The following is a 21,126-nucleotide window of genomic DNA, read 5'->3' on the forward strand; positions in this document are numbered from 1 at the left end:
CTCGACCATGAACCAGCCCACCCACCTGCCATCTGCCAACGAACTGAGCGCCCTTGACGCGCTGCGCCTGCTCGACAGCCTCGACGCACCGCCGACGCTGGAAGCCCGCTTGCTGGAGGATCTGCGCGAACTGCTGCTGGGCGTACTGAAGATCGCCCCCGAAGACTTCTCGCCGACCCGGCCGCTGATGGACTACGGCCTGGACTCCATTGCCTCGACCGAGATTGGCACGCTGTTTACCCGGAAATTCGGCATCACCGTGCCGCCGACGGTGTTTTTCGAGTTTCAGGATCTGCAGAGTTTTTGCGGGTATTTGCTGGCGGGGCATCGGGTGCAGTTGGAGAACCACTACGAAGCCCCTCTCTCATCCCCATCTTCATCGCCACTCTCTGTAGGAGCGAGCTTGCTCGCGATGGACCGCAAAGCGGTCCCAACGCATGCCACAACGGACCTTAAATTTCAAAAACAAGCGGTGATGCCTACATCACCTAGCACCTCGGAGATCACATCATCCGGTTTTAGGGCCGCTTCGCGGCCCTTCGCGACGGTTCGGCGCCCCGACAAGCTCGCTCCCACAGGGGAAGGGGCGGTCGTCACGGAGCTGTCTGGCAACACCGCCTTATCAATCGAAGCCCTCTGGCAAGAATCCCCCCACCTGGAACCCGCCCAATCCCTCCTCGACCACCACCTCCTCACCTGCCGCCAGGCCACCCGCATCCAGTTCCAGCGCCCTGCCGCGCCGCGTCTGGAATGCGCCACTTACGGCCAGGGCACGCCAGTCCTGCTGCTGGGCGGGTTGGTCATGCAGTACGACGTGATGTGGCGCCTGCAAATGCAGGCCCTGGGTGAACGCCACCGGCTGATCATGTTCCACCTGCCCGGCTGCGGCGACGCCGAGCTGCCGGATGCCTTCGATATCGCGCACCTGGTCGCCGGCCTCACCGACCTGCTCGACCAACTCGGCATCACCGCCCCGCTGCCGGTGATCGGCTATTCCTTCGGCGGCGTCCTCGCCCAGGCCTTCGCTCTGGCCCATCCCGAGCGCTGCGCCGGGTTGTGCATCACCGTCAGTTCGCCGTTCAGCGAAGGTGCCGGCAATTTCCCGGTGCTGATGCGCGAGCTGCAAAAAAGCCCGCGCTTCATGACCCTCAATCGCGGCTGGAACATGCCGGCGCTGCCGGCCTACCAACAGGTGATCGACAACTTCGATCTGCGCCCGCATCTGCCGACATTGAGCTGTCCGTGCCGGATCATCTGCGGCAGCGACGACGCCTACCAGCCACCCGCCTACTCGGCGCTGATCGCCGAGGCCATGCCCCACGCCGAGCTGATCGAGGTGGCCGGCGCCGGGCATTTGCTGGGCTTCACTCACCATGAGCGCTACAACCGCCTGCTGCTGGAATTCCTCGCGGGGCTGCCAGCGCCTGGCAATCCGGCGCCACGCCCGCGCCCCGGGGTGTTCCAGGCGGCCAGCCCGCAGACCCTGGAAACCCTCGGCGACTACGTGCGTCAGGGCGACCAGAGCCATTGCGCGATTCTTTCGGCGCCAGCCGCACAGACCGCGCTGCTGCTCAATCACCTGGGCCAGCGCGGCAAACGCGAGACCGCCGACTACCGCAGCTACTTCCTGACCTCACTGGAAGAAGCCCTCGACGCCGCCCTGCGCCTGGCCCGCCACCACGCGCGCAATCGCACCCCGGACGGCGAAGCCGGACTGTTGCTGGTGGATGCCAGCGGCTACTGGGCGCGCTACTTCAACCCGCTGCAAAGCGCGGACGCCCAAGCCCTGGTCCCCGGCGTGCGGGTGGTCGGCAGTCTCGCCGAAGCCCGTGTGCTGCTCGCCAGCCTGGGCCCGCAACACCTCGCGGCGGTAGCCTGTATCGAGGCCGCCGATGCCAGCCCGCAGGCATGCGATTCGCTGATCGCCAGCCTCGCCGGCAGCGGCATTCTCAGCCTGTTCATCGAACACTGCCGTGGTGACGGTGACTGGTCGCTGGCGGCCCTGCGCGAAAGCCCGGATTTGCTGGTCTTCGGCGAGGGCATCAGCGGCTTCCAGGCGCCGCTCGGCGCATGCCTGGTGCATGAGCGGGTGAAGAACCCCTGGCTGATGACGCCCAACGAAAGCTATGTGCGCCATGTGATGAGTAACTTGGGTCTGCCGCTGCGCCTGGCGGCCGAACACCTGACGCAGCGCTTTGCCGGCGAGTTGCCCGGCGACTTGTTGCGCCAGTTGCGCCGTGTCGAATCGAGCAGCGAAGCGACTTTCCAGGCGCACCTGCGCCACGGCAACAGCGGTTATGCGCGCATTGCCCGCATGCACGGCTTCGATGCGCGCTTCTACGAAGCTCGTGGCGTGCGTTCGCGGCTGCGGGTGGATGGCGAACCGTCGCGGGAAATCATCGACTGTTTCGTCAATGTCGGTACCTGCCCGCGCGGCCTCAACCCGACCGATGTGATCGATCAAGTGGCGGGCAAACACGACCCGCGCCACGACTACTGGGCCGAGCTGACCCAGTTGCTCGCCGAGCAAACCGGCCTGTCGCTGGCGCTCCCGGCATCGAGCACGGTCACGGCGGTGGAAGCCGCCCTGACCCTCGGCCTGCTCGGCGCCCCCGACAAGCGCCGCAAGCTGCTGTGCTTCAGTGGCGGGCTGGGGTTTTCCATGCTCAGTGCGGCGGCATCGCGCAACGAAACCTTCGATATCTTCCGCCAGCCATTCGAGCCGCTGCACGCCAACACCCTGTTTATCGACCCGCAGGCGGCAGACGCCGAAAGCCAGTTGCAGGCGCATCTGCTCAGCGGCGAGGTCGCGCTGGTCTGGTTCGAAACCCTGCAGGTCGACGCCAACGCCTCGCGGCCGATTCCACCGGCATTGATCGCCCTGATCGAGCGCCACCGCGAGGCCGGCGGCTACCTGGTGGGCGTCGACGAAACCCAGACCAACCTGGCCACCGGGCAGTTTCTGCATAGCCAGGCGCAGGTGTCGCAGCCGGATATCGTCGCCCTCGGCAGCGCGCTGTGTGACAGCCTGATGCCCATGGGCGTGGTGCTTTACGGCGAAGCGCTGGGGCAACGCGCCGCGCAACGCCAGCCCGAAAGGCTGCTGGATTTGCAGACCCGCGGGATCAATCAGTTGTGCGCTCACCTGGCGCTCAACTGCCTGCGCGCCATCGCCCGCGATGCCGGTCTCGCGCAAGCTCGCGATCAGGGCGAGTACTTCAAGCAAGGCCTGCTGGCGCTGCAACGGGAGTTCCCGCTGATCAGCGGCGTGCGCGGCGAGGGCCTGCTGCTCACCGTCGAGCTGGACCTGCGCGACACCCCGGCCTTCGTCGAGCGCAGCTTCGGTTACATGCTCTGGGGCAGCCTGCTGCGCGACCCGCACGGCGGCGTCGCTGCGGCCGTGTGCCCGATCTACAACAACTGCCTGCGTTACCTGCCACCCCTGACTATCGACCGCGAGGCCATCGACCTGATGCTCGCCAACCTGCGCCGGGCCCTGGTCCTGGGCATCGATGGCGTGCTTCAGGACTGCGCCGCGCACAACCGGCGCCTGGGCGATTCGCGCACCGCCGACTTTCTCGCCGGGCTGATTCCGGCAAAAAAAAAAGGAGCCACGCTGTGACTGAGCACACCCGCGTCAACCCGTCGCGCCCCGCCGAACCCGGCGTGGCTTCCATCCGCCCCTTGCAGGGCCGTGGCCCGATGGTCTGCATCATCGGCGCCGGGGTCGGCGGCCTGTCCATGGCCCGCGCGCTGAAGCGCAAGGGCATCGCCTTCGACTGCTTCGACCGCCGCGACCGTATCGGCGGCATCTGGGCCTTCGACCACAGCGGGCAGCACACCTCGGTGTGGCACAGCATGAACATGAACACGCCCAAGGGCCTGTACCAGTTCAGCGATTTCCCGATGCCCCGGCACTACCCGGATTTCCCTTCGCACCGCCAGGTGCACGCCTACCTGGACAGCTTCGTCGAGCACTTCGAATTGCGTGATTCGATCCACCTCGACTGCCCGGTGCAGCGCACCGAACGCCTGCCGGACGGCGTCTGGCGGGTGACCCTCGGCTCGGGCGAGGTCCGCCACTACGACGCCCTGGTAGTCGCCAACGGACACCACAACACGCCCAACTTCCCCGACTACGCCGCCGACACCACGATCGACGCCATCCACTCGCAGCAGTACCGCTACCGCCACGGCTACCAGGACAAGCAAGTAATGGTGGTCGGCGTCGGCAACAGCGGCGCGCAGATCGCCGTGGATGTCAGCCATGACGCGCGCATGACCTACCTGTCGCTGCGCCGCGGCGTCTACGTGCTGCCGCATTACCTGTTCGGCATCCGCATCGACAAGGTCATGGGTTGCCTGAACGACTGGTGGGTGAAGAAGATCCTGCCCTACCCGCTCAGCGGGCTGATGTTCACCGGCCTGTACAAAGCGCTGATCGCCAAGCGCAAGCAACTGGGCATGCCCAAGCCTGACCATCTGATGATGTCGAGCCTGCCGACCCTCTCGGAAAACTTCGCCAACCGCGTCGGCGACGGCAAGCTCAAGGTGGTGCCGCAGGTGCAGCGCATCGACGGCAACACCGTGCACTTCGTCGATGGCAGCCAGCTCGAAGTGGACGCGGTGATCTACGCCACCGGCTACCACACCGATTTCCCGTTCCTGCCGACCGAGCTGCTCAAGGTCGAGGAAAACCGCATCCCGCTGTTCCAGCGGATCTTCCTGCCGGAGGTGCCCAACCTGGCCTTTATCGGCCTGTTCCAGGCGGTGACCTGGGGCTTCCTCGACATGATGGAACGCCAGGCCGAATTGACCGCCGACTACTTTGCCGGCCAGTACCTGCGCCCCGAGCCGGACAGCGAACGCCAGCACATCGCCGCCGAACGCAAGGTGATCGAACGCGAATTCCTCGCCACCCCGCGCAACAACTACGAAATGCACGGCCCGACCTACATGCACTACCTGGCCAAGGAGTTGCGCCAGGGCCACGACCGCGCCAAGGCCACCGGCAGCGTCAGCCCGCTGCTGGCCCAGGCCTACGCCTACGACGCCGTGAGCGCGCTGGCCCAGCCGCAGGCGACGGCGACAGCCTTGGAGAGCGATCCATGCCAGGGATGAGCGCAGCGGCCCTGGCCGTGGTCGGCATGTCCGGGCGCTTTCCCGGTGCCCCGGACCTGCGCGCCTTCTGGCAGCTGCTGCGCGACGGCGGCGATGCCGTGCGCCAGGTGCCGGCCGAGCGCTGGAACTGGCGCGACTACGACAGCGAACTGAATGCCGGCGAAGACACCAGCTATTGCCAGCGCGGCGGTTTCATCGAACACGTCGACCGCTTCGACGGGCGCTTCTTCGGCATCCTGCCCCGCGAAGCGCAGAGCATGGACCCGCAGCAGCGGCTATTCCTGCAATGCGCCTGGGCCGCGCTAGAGGACGCCGGCTACGCGCCGGCGCACCTGGCGAAGCGGCGCGTCGGGGTGTTCGTCGGGGTCGGCCATGCCGACTACCCGACGCTGATGCGCCGCGACGGCGTGCCCAGCGACGCCTGGCGCGGCACCGGCATCGCCCTCACCGCCATCGCCAACCGGGTGTCGTATTGTCTGGACCTGCACGGCCCCAGCGAAAGCATCGACACCGCCTGTTCCAGCTCGCTGGTGGCGCTGCACCGTGCCAGCCAGACGCTACGGGCCGGCGAGTGCGAAGTGGCGATCGTCGGCGGGGTCAACCTGTTGCTCGGCCCGGAACTGTTCATCGCCTTCGCCAAGGCCGGCATGCTCAGCCATGCCGGGCATTGCCAGACCTTCTGCGCCGACGCCGACGGCTATGTGCGCGGCGAAGGTGTGGCCGCGCTGGTGCTGACATCGCTGGACGTCGCCCAGGCCAACGGCGACTACGTCTACGGCGAAGTGCTCGGTAGCGCACAGAACCACGGCGGGCGGGCCCACAGTTTTACCGCGCCCAACCCCAAGGCGCAGAGCGAGGTCATCCAGAAGGCCTGGGCGCAGGCCGGTCACTCGCCACGCCAGGCGCGGCTGATCGAAACCCACGGCACTGGCACGCCACTGGGCGACCCGATCGAGATCAATGCGCTGAAAAAGGCCGTGCCCGCAGGCGACGGCGCGCCAATCGTGTTAGGCGCACTGAAAAGCCAGATCGGTCATCTGGAAGCCGCCGCCGGGATCGCCTCGGTGATCAAAAGCCTGCTGTGTCTGCACCATCGGCAACAGGTCGGCAATCTGCATAACCACCAGCTCAACCCGCAGATCACCCTGGACAACAGCCCCTTCCAGCTCGCCAGCAGCACCGCCGCGCTGGCGGAAAATCCGGGTGAGCCGCTGCTGGCGGGCGTCAGCGCCTTCGGTTTTGGCGGGGTCAACGCCCATGTGGTGTTGCGCGCCGCCGCCGCTCCCAACGTCGAAGACGCCGCTGCCCAGCCATGCCTGATCCTGCTGTCGGCCAAGGACGACGCCGGCCTGCGCGCCCGCGCCCGCCAGTTGCTCGACGCCTTCGGCGAAGCCGGCACACCCGGCAACGCACCGCTGCGTCAGGCCATACTTGAACGCCTGCGTGATCTGCTCGGACTGATGCCGACGAACGACACCACGCCGACCCGGCTGGCAACCCTGAATGTCGACGCCGGCTACTTCGTCGGCTGCCTGGAACAAGTGCTTGATGCCCTGCAACTGGATGTACCGATCGACGCCTGGCGCGGCGCGGTCAGCCTGGAAGACGTGGCGCAACGGCTGGCCGCCGAAGCGCAGCCCCAGGCGAGCGCCGAACCGCGCCTGGACAGCTTCGCAGCGCTGTCCACCGAGCACCTGGCCAACGCCAGCCTCGCCCGTATCGCCCGCACCCTGCAGGAGGGCCGCGAGGCCATGCCCAAACGCCTCGCCTTCGTCGCCGACAGCCGTGAACAGCTATTCCAGCGCCTGCGCGACTTCCTTGAGGGCCACCACGACGGGCTGTCGTGCAGCGGCAGCACAGAGACAGTCGCCGCCCCGACAGGCACCGGGCAACTGGCGCAGTGGGCTGCGCATTGGGCCAGCAGCAAAGTGCCCAGCCCGGACTGGGCCAGCGTCTACGGCGAGCGGCCGCGCCCCGGCAAGCTGCCGCTGCCCGCCTATCCCTGGCGCCTGGAGCGGGTCTGGTACACCCCGGCATTCACTGCCGCCAAACCCGCCGCGCCGAACGCGGCGCAAGCCTGGCTCGACCTCTGGGAAAACGCTGCCGCCCTGCCCGGCTCGGTCATGGCGCTGGCCGGGCTGATCGCTCAGGTGTTGCGGCACAACCCGGCTGAACCACTGGCTTGGCGTGACCTGCGTTTCGGCCCGCCGCTGCCACTGGACAGCGCCGAGACGCTGCACTTTACCCCGGTCGCGCCACACTGGCAGGTCAGCCAGGGTGGGCAGGTGCTGTTGCAAGTGGAACGCGGTGAAGCCGCGCCGATGCCCGTCGCCCTGCAGCCGCAAGCCGGCACCACCACCCTGGCGGCCAAGGCATTTTATGCCAGCCTTGCCGAACAGGGCCTGTGCTACAGCGCTTTTGGCCGCGCCTTGCAAGACCTGCGCAGCACGCCAAACAGCCTGCACGCCAGCCTCGCCCTCGGCTGCCAAAGCGTGGATGACCTACCGTTCTGGGCGGCGCTGCTGGCCAGCCTGTGCGCCGCGCCGGCAGTCCTCAGTCAGGCGTCGACGCCTAGCCTGCCATTCAGCATCCGCCAACTGTCACTCGACCCCGAGGCGCTGGCCGGCGCCCGGCACCTGGGCATCGTGCGCCGGGGTGACGAACTGGCCGTCAGCCTGAGCAATACCGACGGCCGCTGCGCCCTTTATCTGGAGGGCTTGGTCATGCGCACTATCCCGCTGGCCTTGAGCCGGGTGAGCGCATGAACGCCTGGCTGTTTCAGGGCCAGGGCAGTCAGCGCAAGGGCATGGGCGCGGCGCTGTTTCCACGCTTCCCGGCGCTGGTGGCCGAGGCCGATCGGGTGCTCGGCTACTCCATCGAGCGCCTGTGCCTGGAAGACCCCGACCAGCAACTGAACCAGACCCGCTACACCCAGCCGGCCATCTACGTGGTGTCCTGGCTGGGCTGGCTGGCGGCGCGGGAAGATGGCGCCACGGCGCAGTTCGCCGCAGGTCACAGCGTCGGCGAATATGCCGCGCTGACCGCCGCCGGCGTGCTGGATTTCGTCCTCGGCCTGCGCATCGTCACCGAGCGTGCGCGGTTGATGGCCGAAGTCGAGGATGGCGGGCTGGTGGCGGTGCTCGGCCACGATGAGCAACAGGTCCGCCAACTGCTGGCGGAACTGCCGGACAGCGGCCTGGCTATCGCCAATATCAACAGCCCGCGGCAGATCATCGTCGGCGGCGCGCACGTCGCCCTCGACCACCTCCTGACGCTGTGCGCCGGCCGCGGCATCCGCGCCCTGGCGCTGAAAGTCAGCGGGCCGTTCCACACCCCGCATATGGCCGCGGCGGAACGCGACTTCCGGGATTTCCTGCGCAGCGTCCGCCACCAGTTCCGTGAGCCGGCCTTCCCGGTGATCGCCAATATCGACGCCCACCCACACCGCCGCGACGCGTTGGTGGATACCCTGTCCCGCCACCTCTCCCACCCGGTGCAATGGCAACAGGTGGTGCAACACCTGCTGGCGGCGGGGGTCGAGGAATTCATCGAAATCGGCCAGCCGCCAATCCTCGCCGGCATGCTCAAGGACATCCGCGAACATGCGCCGGTGCCGGTGCCGGCGCCAGCTTCACCACCTCGCGCGGTACGCGAACGCCCGGTGCTGGTGGCGGCGCTGCCCCCGGACCTCGGCGGCGAAGCGCTGCTGCTTGAACTTGCCCGCCATGGCGCCATGGGTCTGCTGGACGCCCACGATCTGGACGACCAGCACCTGCGCGAAACCCTCCAGCGCTGCAACGCCAACCCGCGCCTGCGCGGCCGCTTCGGCGTCAGCCTCGGCGGTACGGCACGGCTGGCCGAAGTCGCCGAGATGGGCATCGGTTGCATCGAAATCGCCGCGCACCAGTTGACCGCGCACTTGCGCGAACGCTGGCCGGCAGTGCACTGGTTGGTGCGCCTGGAACACCCACGCGACCTCGACGCCGGTCTCGCCCATGCCGACGCCCTGCTGATCGCTGCCGATCAACACCTGCCGCTGTTGCTGGAAGCCCTGGCCCGTCGCGAACAGCAGATTCGTCGCCCCTTGATCGGCGCTGCGGGTCTGATCGGCAGCGCCAGCAGCGCCCGGGCCATGTTCGAACTGGGGGTGGATTTCATCGCCCCCGGTGCGGTGTTCCTGCTCGCCGCCGAGGCGGCCGTGCCGGTGTCACGCCAACAGCAACTTGCGCGGGCAGGCCGGCAAACACACCTATGGCTGGCCGACTGGCGTTATCCCGAACTGCACAGCCGCAGCCAGGGCTACGTGCTAGATCGCAGTGCCCATGAACAGAGCGAAGCCGCGCAAGCCTTCTACCTCAGCAACAACGGCGACAGCGGCGAAGGCCGCCGCGCCCTGCACGCGCGCATGCAAAACCGCGTACGCGAGGCGAATGTCTGCGGCGATGCCTCGCTCTGGCTGTTCAACCACTGGCGTCGTCAACACGCCCCGGAACTCGCCGTCCCCTTACCCACGGCACAGCTGCTCGACCTGCTGTGTCCGGTCGCCCCCGATGCCCCTTCAAGGACACGCCCATGAGCCTGATCGAACGCCTGCAAATCCATATCAGTGACTTCATCTGCAAGGAAGCGGACCTGCCCGCAGACGAGATCGACCTGCACACGCCGCTGGGCGCCCTGGGCGTCGGTTCGCTGGTCGGCACCCGGCTGATCGGCAGCCTGGAAGAACAGTTCGGCGTGCGCTTGTGGCCGACCCTGGTTTTCGAACACCCAAGCATCACCGAACTGGCCGAGGCCATCGCCGAAATTGTCAGCCAGGCCAACCGCGAGGAACCCGCGCATGTTTGACAAGACCTGCCTGAGCCCCCAGGAACTGGCTTCGGCCACCGGCAGCCTGGCGATCCACGACAGCCTGGCCCTGCGCGCCCGGCTGCACCCCGACAAAGTGCTGTTCACCCTGCTCGACGACAACGGCGAAGAACAGCAGCGCCTGACCTACCGGCAACTGCTCGGCCGCGCCAGCGCCATCGCCCGCCAGTTGGGCGAGCACAGCCAGCCGGGCGAGCGAATCGCGCTGTTCTTCCCGCAGGGGCTGGAATTTATCGCCAGCTTCCTCGCCTGCCTGATGGCCGGGCGCATCGCCGTGCCCGTCAACCTGCCGACCCGGCGCCGGGTCGAGCGCTGCCTGAGGATCCTCGACGACAGCGGCAGCCGCCTGCTGCTGGTGGCCGACAGCGAACGCGCCGCGCTGCAACAGGCGTTCGCCGGCAGCGCCGCGGCGGAGTTGACGATGCTCAGCCCGACCAGCGCCTGCGACGACGACGTGCAGTGGTCGCGCCCTGACGCCAGCGACCCGCAGCGCACCGCCTTCCTGCAGTACACCTCCGGCTCCACTTCGGCGCCCAAGGGGGTGATGGTCAGCCACGCCAATATCAGCGCCAACCTGCGCATGATGCGCGACTCCTGGGCGCTGGATCACACCAGCGATTTCGTCACCTGGCAGCCGCACCACCACGACATGGGGCTGATCCTCGGCCAGTTGCTGCCCATCGTGCTGGGCAACCACACGGTGATCATGGCGCCCTCGACCTTTGTCCGACAGCCACTGATCTGGCTACAAGCGATTGCCCGCTACAGGGCGCGGCTGGCCGGTGGCCCGAACTTCGCCTACAACCTCGCCGTGGAACGCTACGACGCCCAGCGCCTGGAAGGCCTGGACCTGTCGAACTGGAGCCACGCGCTCAATGGCGCCGACGTGGTCCGCCCGGCCAGCTTGCAACGCTTCGCCGAGTGCTACGGTGTCCACGGTTTTTATGCCAACGCCTTCCTGCCCTGCTACGGACTTGCCGAAGCGACCCTGTTCGTCAGCGGCGGCCCCCACGGTCAGCCGGTGCGCTCGGTGCTGGCCAACCCGCTGACCCTGGCCCTGGAACAGCGCCTCAGCGCACCCACCGACCCGGCCACGGCCCAGGCTCTGGTGGGCTGTGGCGAACCCTCGTGGGAAGTGCAGGTGGCGGTGGTCGACCCGGCCACACGACAGCGCTGCGACGCACAGCGCATCGGTGAAATCTGGCTGCGCGGCCCGGCCATCGCCAGCGGCTACTGGCAGAACCCCGAGGCCACCGAGGCCGGTTTCCGTGCGCGGCTCGCCGATGGCAGCGAACAGACCTGGCTGCGCACCGGCGACCTTGGCTTCGTCGAGGAACAGGACCGCCAGGTGTACATCTGTGGCCGCCTCAAGGACCTGATCATTTGTGAAGGCCGCAACCTGCACCCCGAAGACATCGAGCACACCGTGATCGAAGCCCTCAAGGACGTGCGCCCGCAAAGCTGCGCGGTGTTCAGCCACGACAACGAACAGCAGCGCCAGACCATCGTCGCCGCCATCGAACTCAACCGCGAGATCAAGCGCTGGCTGCAGGACAACCCGCGCCAGCTCAAGGCCGCAGTGCGCAGCGCAGTGGTGGACAACCACGGCATTACCCTCAACCGCATCGTCTTCGTCCAGCCCACCAGCATCCACAAGACCACCAGCGGCAAGATCCAGCGCGGCAAGATGCGCCAGCTCTACCTGGCAGCGGAACTGGACCTGCTCAATGAAGCCGGCTGAACCCGCGCTGGTGCAGTGGCTGGCCGACGCTGCAGCGCCGGTCAGCCTGGTCTGCTTTCACTGCGCTGGTGGCAGCGCACAAAGCTTCTTCCCGTGGAAGAAACCGGCGACCGGGCTGTGCGAGCTGTACGCGGTGGAACTGCCGGGCCGCGCCCGCCGCCTGCGCGAACCCTTCGCCCCCTCGGTGGACGCGCTGGCCGAGCACTTCGCCGAGCAATGCCGCGCGCTGCCGGACAAACCCCTGGTGCTGTTCGGCCACAGCCTCGGCGCCCTGCTCGCCTACGAAACCGCGCGGCGCTTGCTGGCCGAGGGCGAGCGGCAGCCGGTGGCGTTGCTGGTGTCATCACGGCAGAGCCCGGACTGGCTGCCGGCCTGCGCCGGTTTGCCGCAACTCAACGACCAGGCCCTGCGCGACTATCTCACCGACCTCTCCGGCACCCCGCGCGAGGTGCTGGAAAACCAGGCAATGATGGACCTCGCCGTACCGATCCTACAGGCGGACCTGACGTTGCTCCTCGACTACCAGCATCTGCACCCGCGTCCGCTGGAGATTCCCGTGCGGGTGTTTGGCGCCATCGATGATCCGCAAGTGGGATATGAATCACTGGTGGCCTGGCAACGGGTCAGTAGTGCGGACTTCGGTTTGCGCATGATCGACGGGGGGCATTTTGCGGTGATGGAGGAGATGGGGTGGGTGTTGCGGGAGGTGGACGTTGGGGTGATCTGCTGGGCTGTAGCGCGTAATCGGGGAAGGCAGAGTGCGTCGGATTGACGAAGCTTCTGTACGACTATTCACCATCCCTCCGCCCCTCGCGCGCGAGGGGCTGGAGAACAAGTACATCGCCACGACTAGTCTGCTGGTATGCCTGATGCTGATCTTCGACTACCGACACCAGCATCACCGTGCATTCTAATCAGGTACTGACTAGCGCAGATCACACTTGAGGCCTGTCGCATCCAACCAAGCAACTATCTGGAAAGTTTTTCTCTTGGAAACCGTGAAAGCACCGTCACAAGACAACCCGGAAGCCTGCAACTGCGGCCCGGCAACAGGGTGCATAAAATAGCCGTTTATATTTTCGAAGTTGAATTCATGAGTACCTTCCGCCAGCTCCCCCACATCAACCAGAAGCGAGCCCGAGCGGTTATCGAACTCATACTCTTCACCCTCTATATTGATGGACATGGTAAGACCTGAAGCAGTTCCAAGCTGAGCAGGCTGCCCTCTGAGTTTCACAGGAAAAGTTTTGAGTTCTGCCGTAACGGAAGAGTCTGTCACCAGCTTATCTATGAGTTTTTGGGAGATCGACTCCTTACACTTTGTGCTGTTTGTAATAAGGGGAGCCAGATCCTGTTGCAAAACGCCCTCATATTCCTTTGACTCATACTTTGCCGCACCATCGATGCCGAGATCCACGACCTTTTTCACCAAGCCTTTCAACTCAGCCTTTGCCGCACCAGAAAGCTCGGTTGTCTGGGAGTTCCCTCTGGCTTCTGGTGTGCTGCAAATGCGCTCGGCGAAAGTCGCAATGGCATCCAGAGGATCGTCATTTGCCATGACAAGAACTGGATTACCAAAAGCCATTAAGGTCATAACGATCAGTGCGCTACCCTGCCTCATATCTGAATCTCCTTATGCCCAGCCGTGTGAGAGATCAACACCCAACCAAAGGATAGGCCTCTCAGAACAGCACCACCCCGTTTTTCGAGCCCACCCAACGTGCCTGACATTAGCTGATAACTATTGAAGCAACCTCACCAGACCATTTGATTTTTGTAAGTGCGCCAACCAATAGGAACCTACCAACAACCACATATCAAACTTTTGGATGTCCAAATCCCATAATTTTTTGTGAGGCTTCGCCTGTAAACAGGTCACACCGTCATAAGGCACTTGCATGGGCAAACGCCTAACGGGAGTAACTTAGGCGTGACAAAGAGAGGGCTGTGGCGATCGAGCAGACAGGGTGGGTGTTAGGCTTTTCATACAGAGCCTACGGGAAGTAGGTGTCGTGATGCGCTGGAAAAACACTGCACGAGTAGATCGGGCGATGGCCCGTGGGTGTACGTCGAGTGAAATTTTCAGCGACTGAAGATCGAGCGCTTCTAGGCCAGCGCCTCAGACTTCCAGCCATACGCACCACTGAGCTGGCTTGCCAGCGAAGAGGTGCTCGATTTCAAGAACGCTGAAACCCTTTCGACAGGCACATAGCAACTCAATCGTCCCTGCCACCCTCATTCCCCGGCCCACCCAGCGGCGCCTTCGCCGGCCCCGCCGGGTCGACCTGCGGATCATCCAGGTCCGGGGAATCCGGATCAAAACCCGGATCGTCGTTGCCGCTGGAATGTTCCGAAGAATGCGGGCCTTGGTCGTCGTTCGGTTTGTCGTGCATGGCGTGACTCCTGTGTGTAGTTACGGGTTTAGGTCGCCTTGCGGACGCAGACGTTCAGTCGGTGTTCCGGACGGTCGCGCGACAGGCTCAACGTCGGAAGCCGGCCGTCAGGCAGCCCTCTTCAACGGCTCGACGCCTTACATCCACCCCGCCAACACCATCGGCAACCACACAAACGACAGCACCGTCGAACACATCACCACATTCGCTACCTGCTCCGGCGCACGATTGGCACGCACCGCCAGCAGGTAGTTGAACACCGCCACCGGCATCGCCGACTGCATGACCAGCACCGCATGGGCCAGGTGGTCCAGGTCGAGCAACGCGCCGATGCCCCAGCCGACGCCGGCACCGATGACAATGCGCAACGCGCCGATCAGCATGCCGCTGCCGATGTGTTGCGGGCGGATGCTGGCCAGCGATACGCCAAGGGTCAGCAGCATCAGCGGAATGGTCATGCCGCCCAGCAGATCGACGGTGTTGCCCAGCCAGCGCGGCAGTTCAAGATCGAAGAAGATCACCGGCAATGCCAGCGCGAGGCTAATGACAATCGGATTTTTCAACAGCCCGCGGAACGAGGCGACACCACCGGACAGGGCGATACCGAGGGTGAAATGGAAGCTCGACAAGGTCAGGAAAAACGCCACCGCCAGGGCCAAGCCTTGCTCGCCGAAAGCGTACAGCGCCACCGGCAAACCCATGTTGCCAGTGTTGGGGAACATGAACGCCGGCATCAGTACCCGCCAGTGTTGGCGAAAGGCGCGGCTGACCGCATAACCCACCGCCGCCATGGCGACCATGCACAGCACGCAGGCCAGGGCCATGTGGGTGAAGGCCGCAGGGTCGAGTCGGGTGCGGTGCAGGGTGGACAGCACCAGCGATGGCGTGCCGACGGTCATCACCAGGCTGGCAATGAAATCCGTGGGATAGGCATGGCCCTTGCGCGCCCAGATAAAGCCGATACCGGCGACGATGAAGACCGGCGCCAGAACGGCGAACAACGAAGCCAGCATGCGGCTTTTCCTTTGCGAAAAACGGCCATGCTAGAAGCCCCGTGCCAGCACGTGCAAGGACCGCGACGCTGAACCACGCCGATATCCGTTTGAGTGTGGGACGATCGGGCGGATCTTCTGGCCGATTCGCCATGCTTCACTTGTCGGGTTGGCAAAAACACCGTGAAACCGACTCCTAAGTGCACAAAGCATTGATTCGGGTCATTGATTCACACTCAAGATGTGTTAGGCACCGAGCCGAACCCAAGCGCTCTATCACCCGCTTTTTAGCCAAAAAAAGCGACGAATTGGTCAACTTGTATCCATGAAACTTTTCTGAACACCCTTGACGGGCGTTCAAACGCGATAGCAGGATGCCGCCATCGAAGTAAAACAATTCGCGTTTGCCAGTAAGAATTTTCGACCTTATGGATGAGGGTGATTCGAATGGATTCGGCTGTGTCGTGCACGAAAATCGTCGACAACGGTGACGATGGCAAACGCTTCATCATCGCGATCACCGGCGATGGCTTTACCTCTTCCCAACTCACCACATTCCACCAGGCGGTGGTCACCTTGCTCGCTGGGCTCAGCGACATCGTGCCGATCTCGTGGCGCCTGGGCGACGCAATCAACGTCTACATGATCGATACCGTCTCGGCGGCTTCGGGCATTGGCTCGGGCACCGGTTGCGGTACGCCGGTCACGGTGAACAATGCCTTGGGCACGGTGTCCTGCGCCGACGGCAATTCCAGCAGTTGTATCTCCGCCTCCCCCAGCCTGGTGAACGCCGCGCTGAACGCCGCCGGGATCACCTGGCACCTGGCGGTGGTGATTGCCAACACTGGCGTTGCCGGCGGCAGTTTCGGCGGCAACCAGTGCACCCTGACCCTGGACAGCGGCAACGTCGCGCTGCTGGCCCGGGCCATCGCCCAACTGGCGGCCGGACTCGGCGTCGAGTACGCCGCCCAGCCCGGCACATACCCGGATATCGAACCCAGCAGCCCCAACCTCACCACCAACATCGCCGCCGCCACGCTGAAGTGGGCGAAGTACCTCACCCCCGGCTACACCGCCCTGCCCTCCAATCCGGCAGCCAGCGGCTGGCAACCGTGGATGGTCGGCGCCTTCGAAGGCGGCGGCAATTACGCCCAGGGCATCTATCGGCCAAGCCAGAATTGCCTGATGCGTGACCCCGCCGCCGACTTCTGCCTGGTCTGCTACAACGAGCTGCTCAATGCGTTCGCGCCCTATCACCAGACCACCGGGCTGTCCTGGCTGGCCAGCCAGAACGGGCTTGGCGTCTGGTCGGCGGTGAAAGCAGTGTCCGCACCGGTGCAGCCTGCGCCGATCCAGTCTCTGGCGACCACCAGCCTGGCCAGCCGGCTCTACGTGTTCACCCTGGCCAACGGCGTGATCGGCCACAACTCCGCCACCGTGGTCGGCAACTGGGAAAGCCTGCAAGCGATCCCGCTGGCCACCGGCAACATGGGCGTGCCCACCGATATCGCCGCCACACTCGCCGGGGCGGTAGTGGTCGTCACGGCGTTGTCCGCCAATCAGGTCTGGATCGCCAGCCAGCCTTCGGGCGCCGCCTGGAGTGCGTTCACGGCCATCAGCTCGACAGGCCTGCCCGCAGGCTGCACCCGTGTCGCCTGCGCGGTGGCAAACGGTCAGTTGTTCGTGTTCGCCTCGGGCAGCAAGGGCATCTGGCTGAGCGTGCGCAACGGCGCCAATACCTGGGATGCGACGTGGAGCGAAGTCACTTCGCAACTGGGCCTGAGCAACGGTTCGGCGATCGACTGCCTCGCCGCCGGCGCTGCTGTGCAAGGCCAGTTCATCCATGTGTTCGCCGCCCAGGGCACCACGCTCAAACACGTCAAAGTCACCAGCGCACGGCAGTGGCAGGGCCTGGAGAACGTCGGCAGCAGCGGCCTGGTCCCGGCCCTCGACCTGAACTGCGCGGTGCGCGACGAAGCCTCGGTTTTTCTCACCGCCGCCACCAGCAAAGGCCCGGTTGGCGCCACGCGCAATGCCGTGGCCTGGCCAGCGACGGCCACGACCCTATCTGCTCTGCCAGGCACGGTCACCCGTGTCTCGGCGGGCATCCTGTCCGGCACGCTTCTGGCCGCGGCATCCTGACCCACCCACACAGCAAGGCCATCATGGAGAACGCTTATGAGTAGTGGCGGCGGCAGTAGTCCAACCCCCAACCGTACCTGTACCGGCAACCTGAAAACCAACGTCAGGCTGGTGCTGGTCTATCAGCCCGCGTACAGCCTCAACGGTGCGAACTGGCAAACCACGCCGGCGACCCAGGTCGCCGCGAACAACTCGCCAGCGTCGGTGTTCATCGCCAACGGCCAGAACCCCGACGGCAGGATCACTTACCAGGCCGACGACGGTACCCAGTTCGTGCTGGCGTTCACCATGAACGGTACCAACGCCATCAACGTCATCGGCAACGGCGGCGGCGCGTCGGGCTACAACTATTCCGTGGCAAGCCCTGGAACCGGGGACACCATCACGGCCGTCTACACCATTTCCAGGAGCAACTCGCAATGAGTTACACAATGTCCGTGGATCGGGTGATTCAGCTCGCCCGTTGCGATGATTTCCCCGAAGCGACCATTCGCCAGATGTTCGCTGACCACAACGCCACCGAACTGCCGCTGGATGTGCTGGCTACGCTGCCGATCCCACTGTCGGTGAAGGTGTTCCTGGGTCTGCAGGATGAATTCTTCGACGCCGATGAATTCCGCGAACTGGCCGTCGCATTCGCCAAGCGCGCCGCGCTGGAAAACCCCAAGGCAGAAAGCGACTACTTCGTCGGCAAAGTCCTCGACGCCTATGAGCAGGTGGTGCAGGCAACCCGCACCCTCAAGCTCGGTGCGGTCCTCGATGCCCACCTCACCCAACTGGTGACTGGCTACCGTGGCGCGATCAAGGCCCTGACCGAACCGCTGAGCAAGGCGCTGCAGAGCACCAGCGGCGAACAGTTGCAAACCATCGCCGCCTATGAGGCCGTGTGGTTCGCCGGCTATGAAAGCCAGGGCATCGCCTGCCGCAACGCCGCCTCCTGCGCCGTGGCCTCGGTGCCCAAGCCAGAAGCCGATGGCGTGCTGCAATGGGTGCTGGACAACGCCGTGGCCGTGACCCAGGCACGGGCCGCCTGACATGACGGGGACCAGCGCTGCCCTGGATGTCACCGCCGCGCTGGCCCAACTGCGCCGTGGTCCGTTGCTGCAACAGACGGCGGCATCCGCCGTCGTCGCAGAATTCCCGCCGCTGCAACAGGTGCTGCCGCACCGCGCGCCGTTCCTGTTGCTGGACCGGATTCTCGCGTGGGATCCGCACCTCGATGCCTTGCTGGCGCAACGCCGGGTCGATCCTGAAGACCCGGTGCTCGCCGGCCATTTTCCCGGTAACCCGATCTACCCCGGCTCGCTGCAGGGCGAGGCCATCGCCCAGGCTGGCCAGTGCCTGCTGCACATGACCTGCGGCTGCCCGCCGGCGCCGCTGCGGCTGTTGGCAACACGGGTGTTCGGGGCGCAGTTCATCGGCCAGGTGCGTCCTGGCGAAATCATGGATATCGAAGTCCGCCTGCTCGACGACAACGGCATGCTGGCGGTCTTTGGCGGGCGCATCAGCGTCGATGGCGCGGTGCGCACGGTGGTGGTGATGGAGGGTTGTCGTGTCTGAGCTGCCACGTATCGTCGTGACCGGCATGTCGGTCCTCACGGCCCTGGGCGAAGACCCGGGCACCCTGCTCGACAACCTGCTCGCCGGCCGCTCCGGCATCAGCCGCTGGCAGCACATGGGCGATATCGCCACCAAGGTCGGCGGCAGCCTGGAAGGTTTCGAACCCCGCCCACGGCTTGCCGCGCTGGCCGACAGCCTGCCGGACGCAGCACGCCTGCGCCTGCGCCGGGCCAGCAACCGCTTGCCGTGGTCCACGGCACTGTCGGTGCTGATGGCCGGACGCGCCTGGCAGCACGCCGGCCTGTTCGAACAGCCACCGGGAGACGACGGCGAAACCGCCATCGTGGTCGGCGGGCACAACATCGGCCAGAACTACAACTTCGAAAACTACCGCCAGTTCCAGCGCGACCCCGACCATATCGATGTGCAGTTCGGCCTCGCCGGGCTGGATTCCGATCATGCCGCCGTGGCGTCCGAGGTGATCGGCATCCGTGGTCCCGGCTACACCGTTGGCGGCGCTTGCGCCAGCGGCGCACTGGCGCTGCGGGCGGCGTTCAACGAGATCCGTTACGGCGGCGCCGAACGGGTGGTGGTGCTGGCGCCGGTGCTGGATTACTCGCCGCTGGAACTGCACGCACTGGCGCTGATGCAGGCGGTCAGCCAACGCGCCTTCAACGACTGCCCGGAACAGGCCAGCCGGCCGTTCGACCGCCGCCGCGAAGGCTTCGTGCCCAGCCATGGCGGTGCCTGCCTGGTGCTGGAGCGGGCTGACCTCGCCGTGGCCCGCGGCGCCGAGCCGCTGTGCGAAGTGCTCGCGGTCGCCGCGCGCTCCGATGCCAGCCGCCAGCCGAGCCCACAGGAAGACGGCCAGGTGCGAGCGATCAATGCTGCGCTGCGCGAAGCCCGCTTGCGCCCCAAAGACATCGACTTCGTCTGCGCCCACGCCACCTCGACACCGCTGGGCGATATCACCGAGGCGCGTTCGATCCGTCGCGCCTTCGGCCGTCACCTGGCGCAGATGAAAGTCAACGCACCGAAATCCATGCTCGGCCATACCTGCTGGTCGGCGCCGCTGGTGGAACTGGTGGCGGCCATCGCGCAGATGCGCGCCGGGCAATTGCACCCGACCATCAACCTCGACGACCCGGACCCGGAGCTGGACTTCGACATCTGCGCCGCCGGCCCGGTGACGCACCCGGTGCGCTACCTGCTGAAGAACTCGTTCGGCTTCGGCGGCAACAACTGTGTTGCGGTGCTCGGCCGCTGGGAGTCGCAGCCATGAACTTCTTCATTACCGGCGGCACCCGCGGCATCGGTCGCTGCATTGTCGAGCAGGTGCTGGCCGCCGGGCACAACGTCGCCTTCACCTGGAACCACGACGCCGACGCCGCGGCCGCCGTGCAGCGCCACGCCGCGCAGACCGCGCCGGAACAACGCTGCGTCGCGCTACGCCTGGACCTCGCCGACGCCGCCGCCATCGATGCCGTGTGCGACCAGGCCGACAGCGCCCTCGACGGCATCGACGTGCTGGTGGGCAACGCCGCGATCAATCGCCCGAGCCTCGCCGTCAGCCTGCCCGACGCCGACTGGCGGGCGGTGATGGACGTCAACCTCGACGGCAACTTCCGCCTGTGCCGCGCCCTGCTGCCGGGCTTCATTGCCCGCCGTCGCGGACGCATCGTGCTGCTGTCCTCGGTGGCCGCGCACGGCATGACCGGGCAGATTGCCTACAACGTGTCCAAGGCCGGCCTGATCGCCATGGCCGCCACCCTCGCCCGCGAATACGGGCGTCGCGGCATCACCGCCAACGCGCTGGTGCTGGGCCTGGTGGACACCGACCTGAGCCGCGAAAGCGCGCCGCCGAAAACCTTCGAACACTGGCTCGGGCAATGCCCGAGCGGTCGCCTGGGCACGCCGCACGACGTGGCGCAGGCGGTGCTCTACCTGGCCTCGGACGGGGCCGGATTCGTTAACGGTCAGGCCATGCACCTCACCGGTGGCCTGGATTGGGTGCCATGACAAGGAGCCATGCAATGCACGACATCCACGCCAAGGTTCGCGAGGTAGTGATCAAACACACCGAAGCCGCGCTGGCCTTTCTCGACCTCGGGCCGATCGACACCCAGTTGCGTTTCGATCACCTGGGCGCCAGCAGCCTCGACATCATCACCATCGTCTCCGACGCCATGCGCGAGCTGCAGGTGAAAGTGCCGGTGGAGCAACTGAACCAGTTGTCGAGCATCGATGCGCTGATCGACACCCTCAGCGGCGCGGTGTACTGCCGACAGCCCGGCTGACACCGCGGCGCCCC

17 protein-coding genes are annotated in these 21,126 nt (G+C 65.7%); 14 read left to right on the plus strand and 3 right to left on the minus strand.

Features of this window, described 5'->3' with window-relative positions:
- The first annotated feature begins 7 nt into the window (after positions 1–7).
- From DM374_RS04215 to DM374_RS04245, 7 genes are read left to right on the plus strand one after another with little or no spacing between them, the layout of a single operon-like run.
- Complete coding sequence (locus tag DM374_RS04215; RefSeq protein WP_110968744.1) at positions 8–3,622, plus strand: alpha/beta fold hydrolase; 3,615 nt, start codon at positions 8–10, stop codon at positions 3,620–3,622.
- Positions 3,619–5,121, plus strand: a complete 1,503-nt coding sequence (locus tag DM374_RS04220; protein ID WP_110968745.1) for a flavin-containing monooxygenase — start codon at positions 3,619–3,621, stop codon at positions 5,119–5,121. The genes DM374_RS04215 and DM374_RS04220 overlap by 4 nt, the downstream gene beginning before the upstream one ends.
- Positions 5,109–7,886: a beta-ketoacyl synthase N-terminal-like domain-containing protein gene (locus DM374_RS04225; RefSeq protein ID WP_110968746.1), complete on the plus strand. Its 2,778-nt coding sequence runs from the start codon at positions 5,109–5,111 to the stop codon at positions 7,884–7,886. The genes DM374_RS04220 and DM374_RS04225 overlap by 13 nt, the downstream gene beginning before the upstream one ends.
- Complete coding sequence (locus DM374_RS04230; protein WP_110968747.1) at positions 7,883–9,697, plus strand: acyltransferase domain-containing protein; 1,815 nt, start codon at positions 7,883–7,885, stop codon at positions 9,695–9,697. The genes DM374_RS04225 and DM374_RS04230 overlap by 4 nt, the downstream gene beginning before the upstream one ends.
- Positions 9,694–9,966, plus strand: coding sequence for an acyl carrier protein (locus tag DM374_RS04235; protein WP_110968748.1), 273 nt, complete (start codon positions 9,694–9,696; stop codon positions 9,964–9,966). The genes DM374_RS04230 and DM374_RS04235 overlap by 4 nt, the downstream gene beginning before the upstream one ends.
- Positions 9,959–11,728, plus strand: coding sequence for a fatty acyl-AMP ligase (locus DM374_RS04240; RefSeq protein ID WP_110968749.1), 1,770 nt, complete (start codon positions 9,959–9,961; stop codon positions 11,726–11,728). Before DM374_RS04235 ends, DM374_RS04240 begins: the two co-directional genes overlap by 8 nt.
- Positions 11,715–12,500 carry a thioesterase II family protein gene (locus DM374_RS04245; RefSeq protein ID WP_110968750.1) on the plus strand — a complete coding sequence of 262 codons (786 nt, stop codon included), beginning with the start codon at positions 11,715–11,717 and terminating at the stop codon, positions 12,498–12,500. Before DM374_RS04240 ends, DM374_RS04245 begins: the two co-directional genes overlap by 14 nt.
- 153 nt (positions 12,501–12,653) lie before the next feature.
- Here DM374_RS04245 and DM374_RS04250 read toward each other — a convergent pair whose 3' ends face one another.
- The 3 genes from DM374_RS04250 to DM374_RS04255 form a co-directional block, all read right to left on the minus strand.
- Positions 12,654–13,349 carry a hypothetical protein gene (locus DM374_RS04250; protein ID WP_110968751.1) on the minus strand — a complete coding sequence of 232 codons (696 nt, stop codon included), beginning with the start codon at positions 13,347–13,349 and terminating at the stop codon, positions 12,654–12,656.
- Between the two features lie 595 nt (positions 13,350–13,944).
- Complete coding sequence (locus tag DM374_RS33425) at positions 13,945–14,121, minus strand: DUF6021 family protein (RefSeq protein WP_177431508.1); 177 nt, start codon at positions 14,119–14,121, stop codon at positions 13,945–13,947.
- 137 nt (positions 14,122–14,258) lie between these two features.
- A complete protein-coding gene (locus tag DM374_RS04255) occupies positions 14,259–15,134 on the minus strand; it encodes an AEC family transporter (RefSeq protein ID WP_110968752.1) in 876 nt (291 codons plus the stop codon).
- 438 nt (positions 15,135–15,572) lie between these two features.
- Between DM374_RS04255 and DM374_RS04260 the strand changes: the two genes are divergently transcribed.
- The 7 genes from DM374_RS04260 to DM374_RS04290 are packed head-to-tail and all read left to right on the plus strand — an operon-like array spanning position 15,573 to position 21,112.
- The gene (locus tag DM374_RS04260; protein WP_157969655.1) at positions 15,573–17,255 is read left to right on the plus strand and encodes a M64 family metallopeptidase; all 1,683 of its coding nucleotides are present in this window, start codon (positions 15,573–15,575) and stop codon (positions 17,253–17,255) included.
- 36 nt (positions 17,256–17,291) lie between these two features.
- Complete coding sequence (locus tag DM374_RS04265) at positions 17,292–17,678, plus strand: VCBS domain-containing protein (RefSeq protein ID WP_110968754.1); 387 nt, start codon at positions 17,292–17,294, stop codon at positions 17,676–17,678.
- The gene (locus DM374_RS04270) at positions 17,675–18,289 is read left to right on the plus strand and encodes a hypothetical protein (protein WP_157969656.1); all 615 of its coding nucleotides are present in this window, start codon (positions 17,675–17,677) and stop codon (positions 18,287–18,289) included. Before DM374_RS04265 ends, DM374_RS04270 begins: the two co-directional genes overlap by 4 nt.
- A 1-nt stretch (position 18,290) precedes the next feature.
- Positions 18,291–18,815 (plus strand): 3-hydroxyacyl-ACP dehydratase FabZ family protein, encoded by a 525-nt coding sequence (locus DM374_RS04275; protein ID WP_110968756.1) that lies wholly within the window; start codon positions 18,291–18,293, stop codon positions 18,813–18,815.
- Positions 18,808–20,097, plus strand: coding sequence for a beta-ketoacyl-[acyl-carrier-protein] synthase family protein (locus tag DM374_RS04280; RefSeq protein ID WP_110968757.1), 1,290 nt, complete (start codon positions 18,808–18,810; stop codon positions 20,095–20,097). Before DM374_RS04275 ends, DM374_RS04280 begins: the two co-directional genes overlap by 8 nt.
- A complete protein-coding gene (locus tag DM374_RS04285) occupies positions 20,094–20,834 on the plus strand; it encodes an SDR family NAD(P)-dependent oxidoreductase (RefSeq protein WP_110968758.1) in 741 nt (246 codons plus the stop codon). The genes DM374_RS04280 and DM374_RS04285 overlap by 4 nt, the downstream gene beginning before the upstream one ends.
- A 14-nt stretch (positions 20,835–20,848) precedes the next feature.
- Positions 20,849–21,112, plus strand: a complete 264-nt coding sequence (locus DM374_RS04290) for an acyl carrier protein (RefSeq protein WP_157969657.1) — start codon at positions 20,849–20,851, stop codon at positions 21,110–21,112.
- Positions 21,113–21,126: the final 14 nt, after the last annotated feature.

Source organism: Pseudomonas huaxiensis (assembly GCF_003231275.1).
In the GTDB taxonomy this organism is placed as follows: Bacteria; Pseudomonadota; Gammaproteobacteria; order Pseudomonadales; family Pseudomonadaceae; genus Aquipseudomonas; species Aquipseudomonas huaxiensis.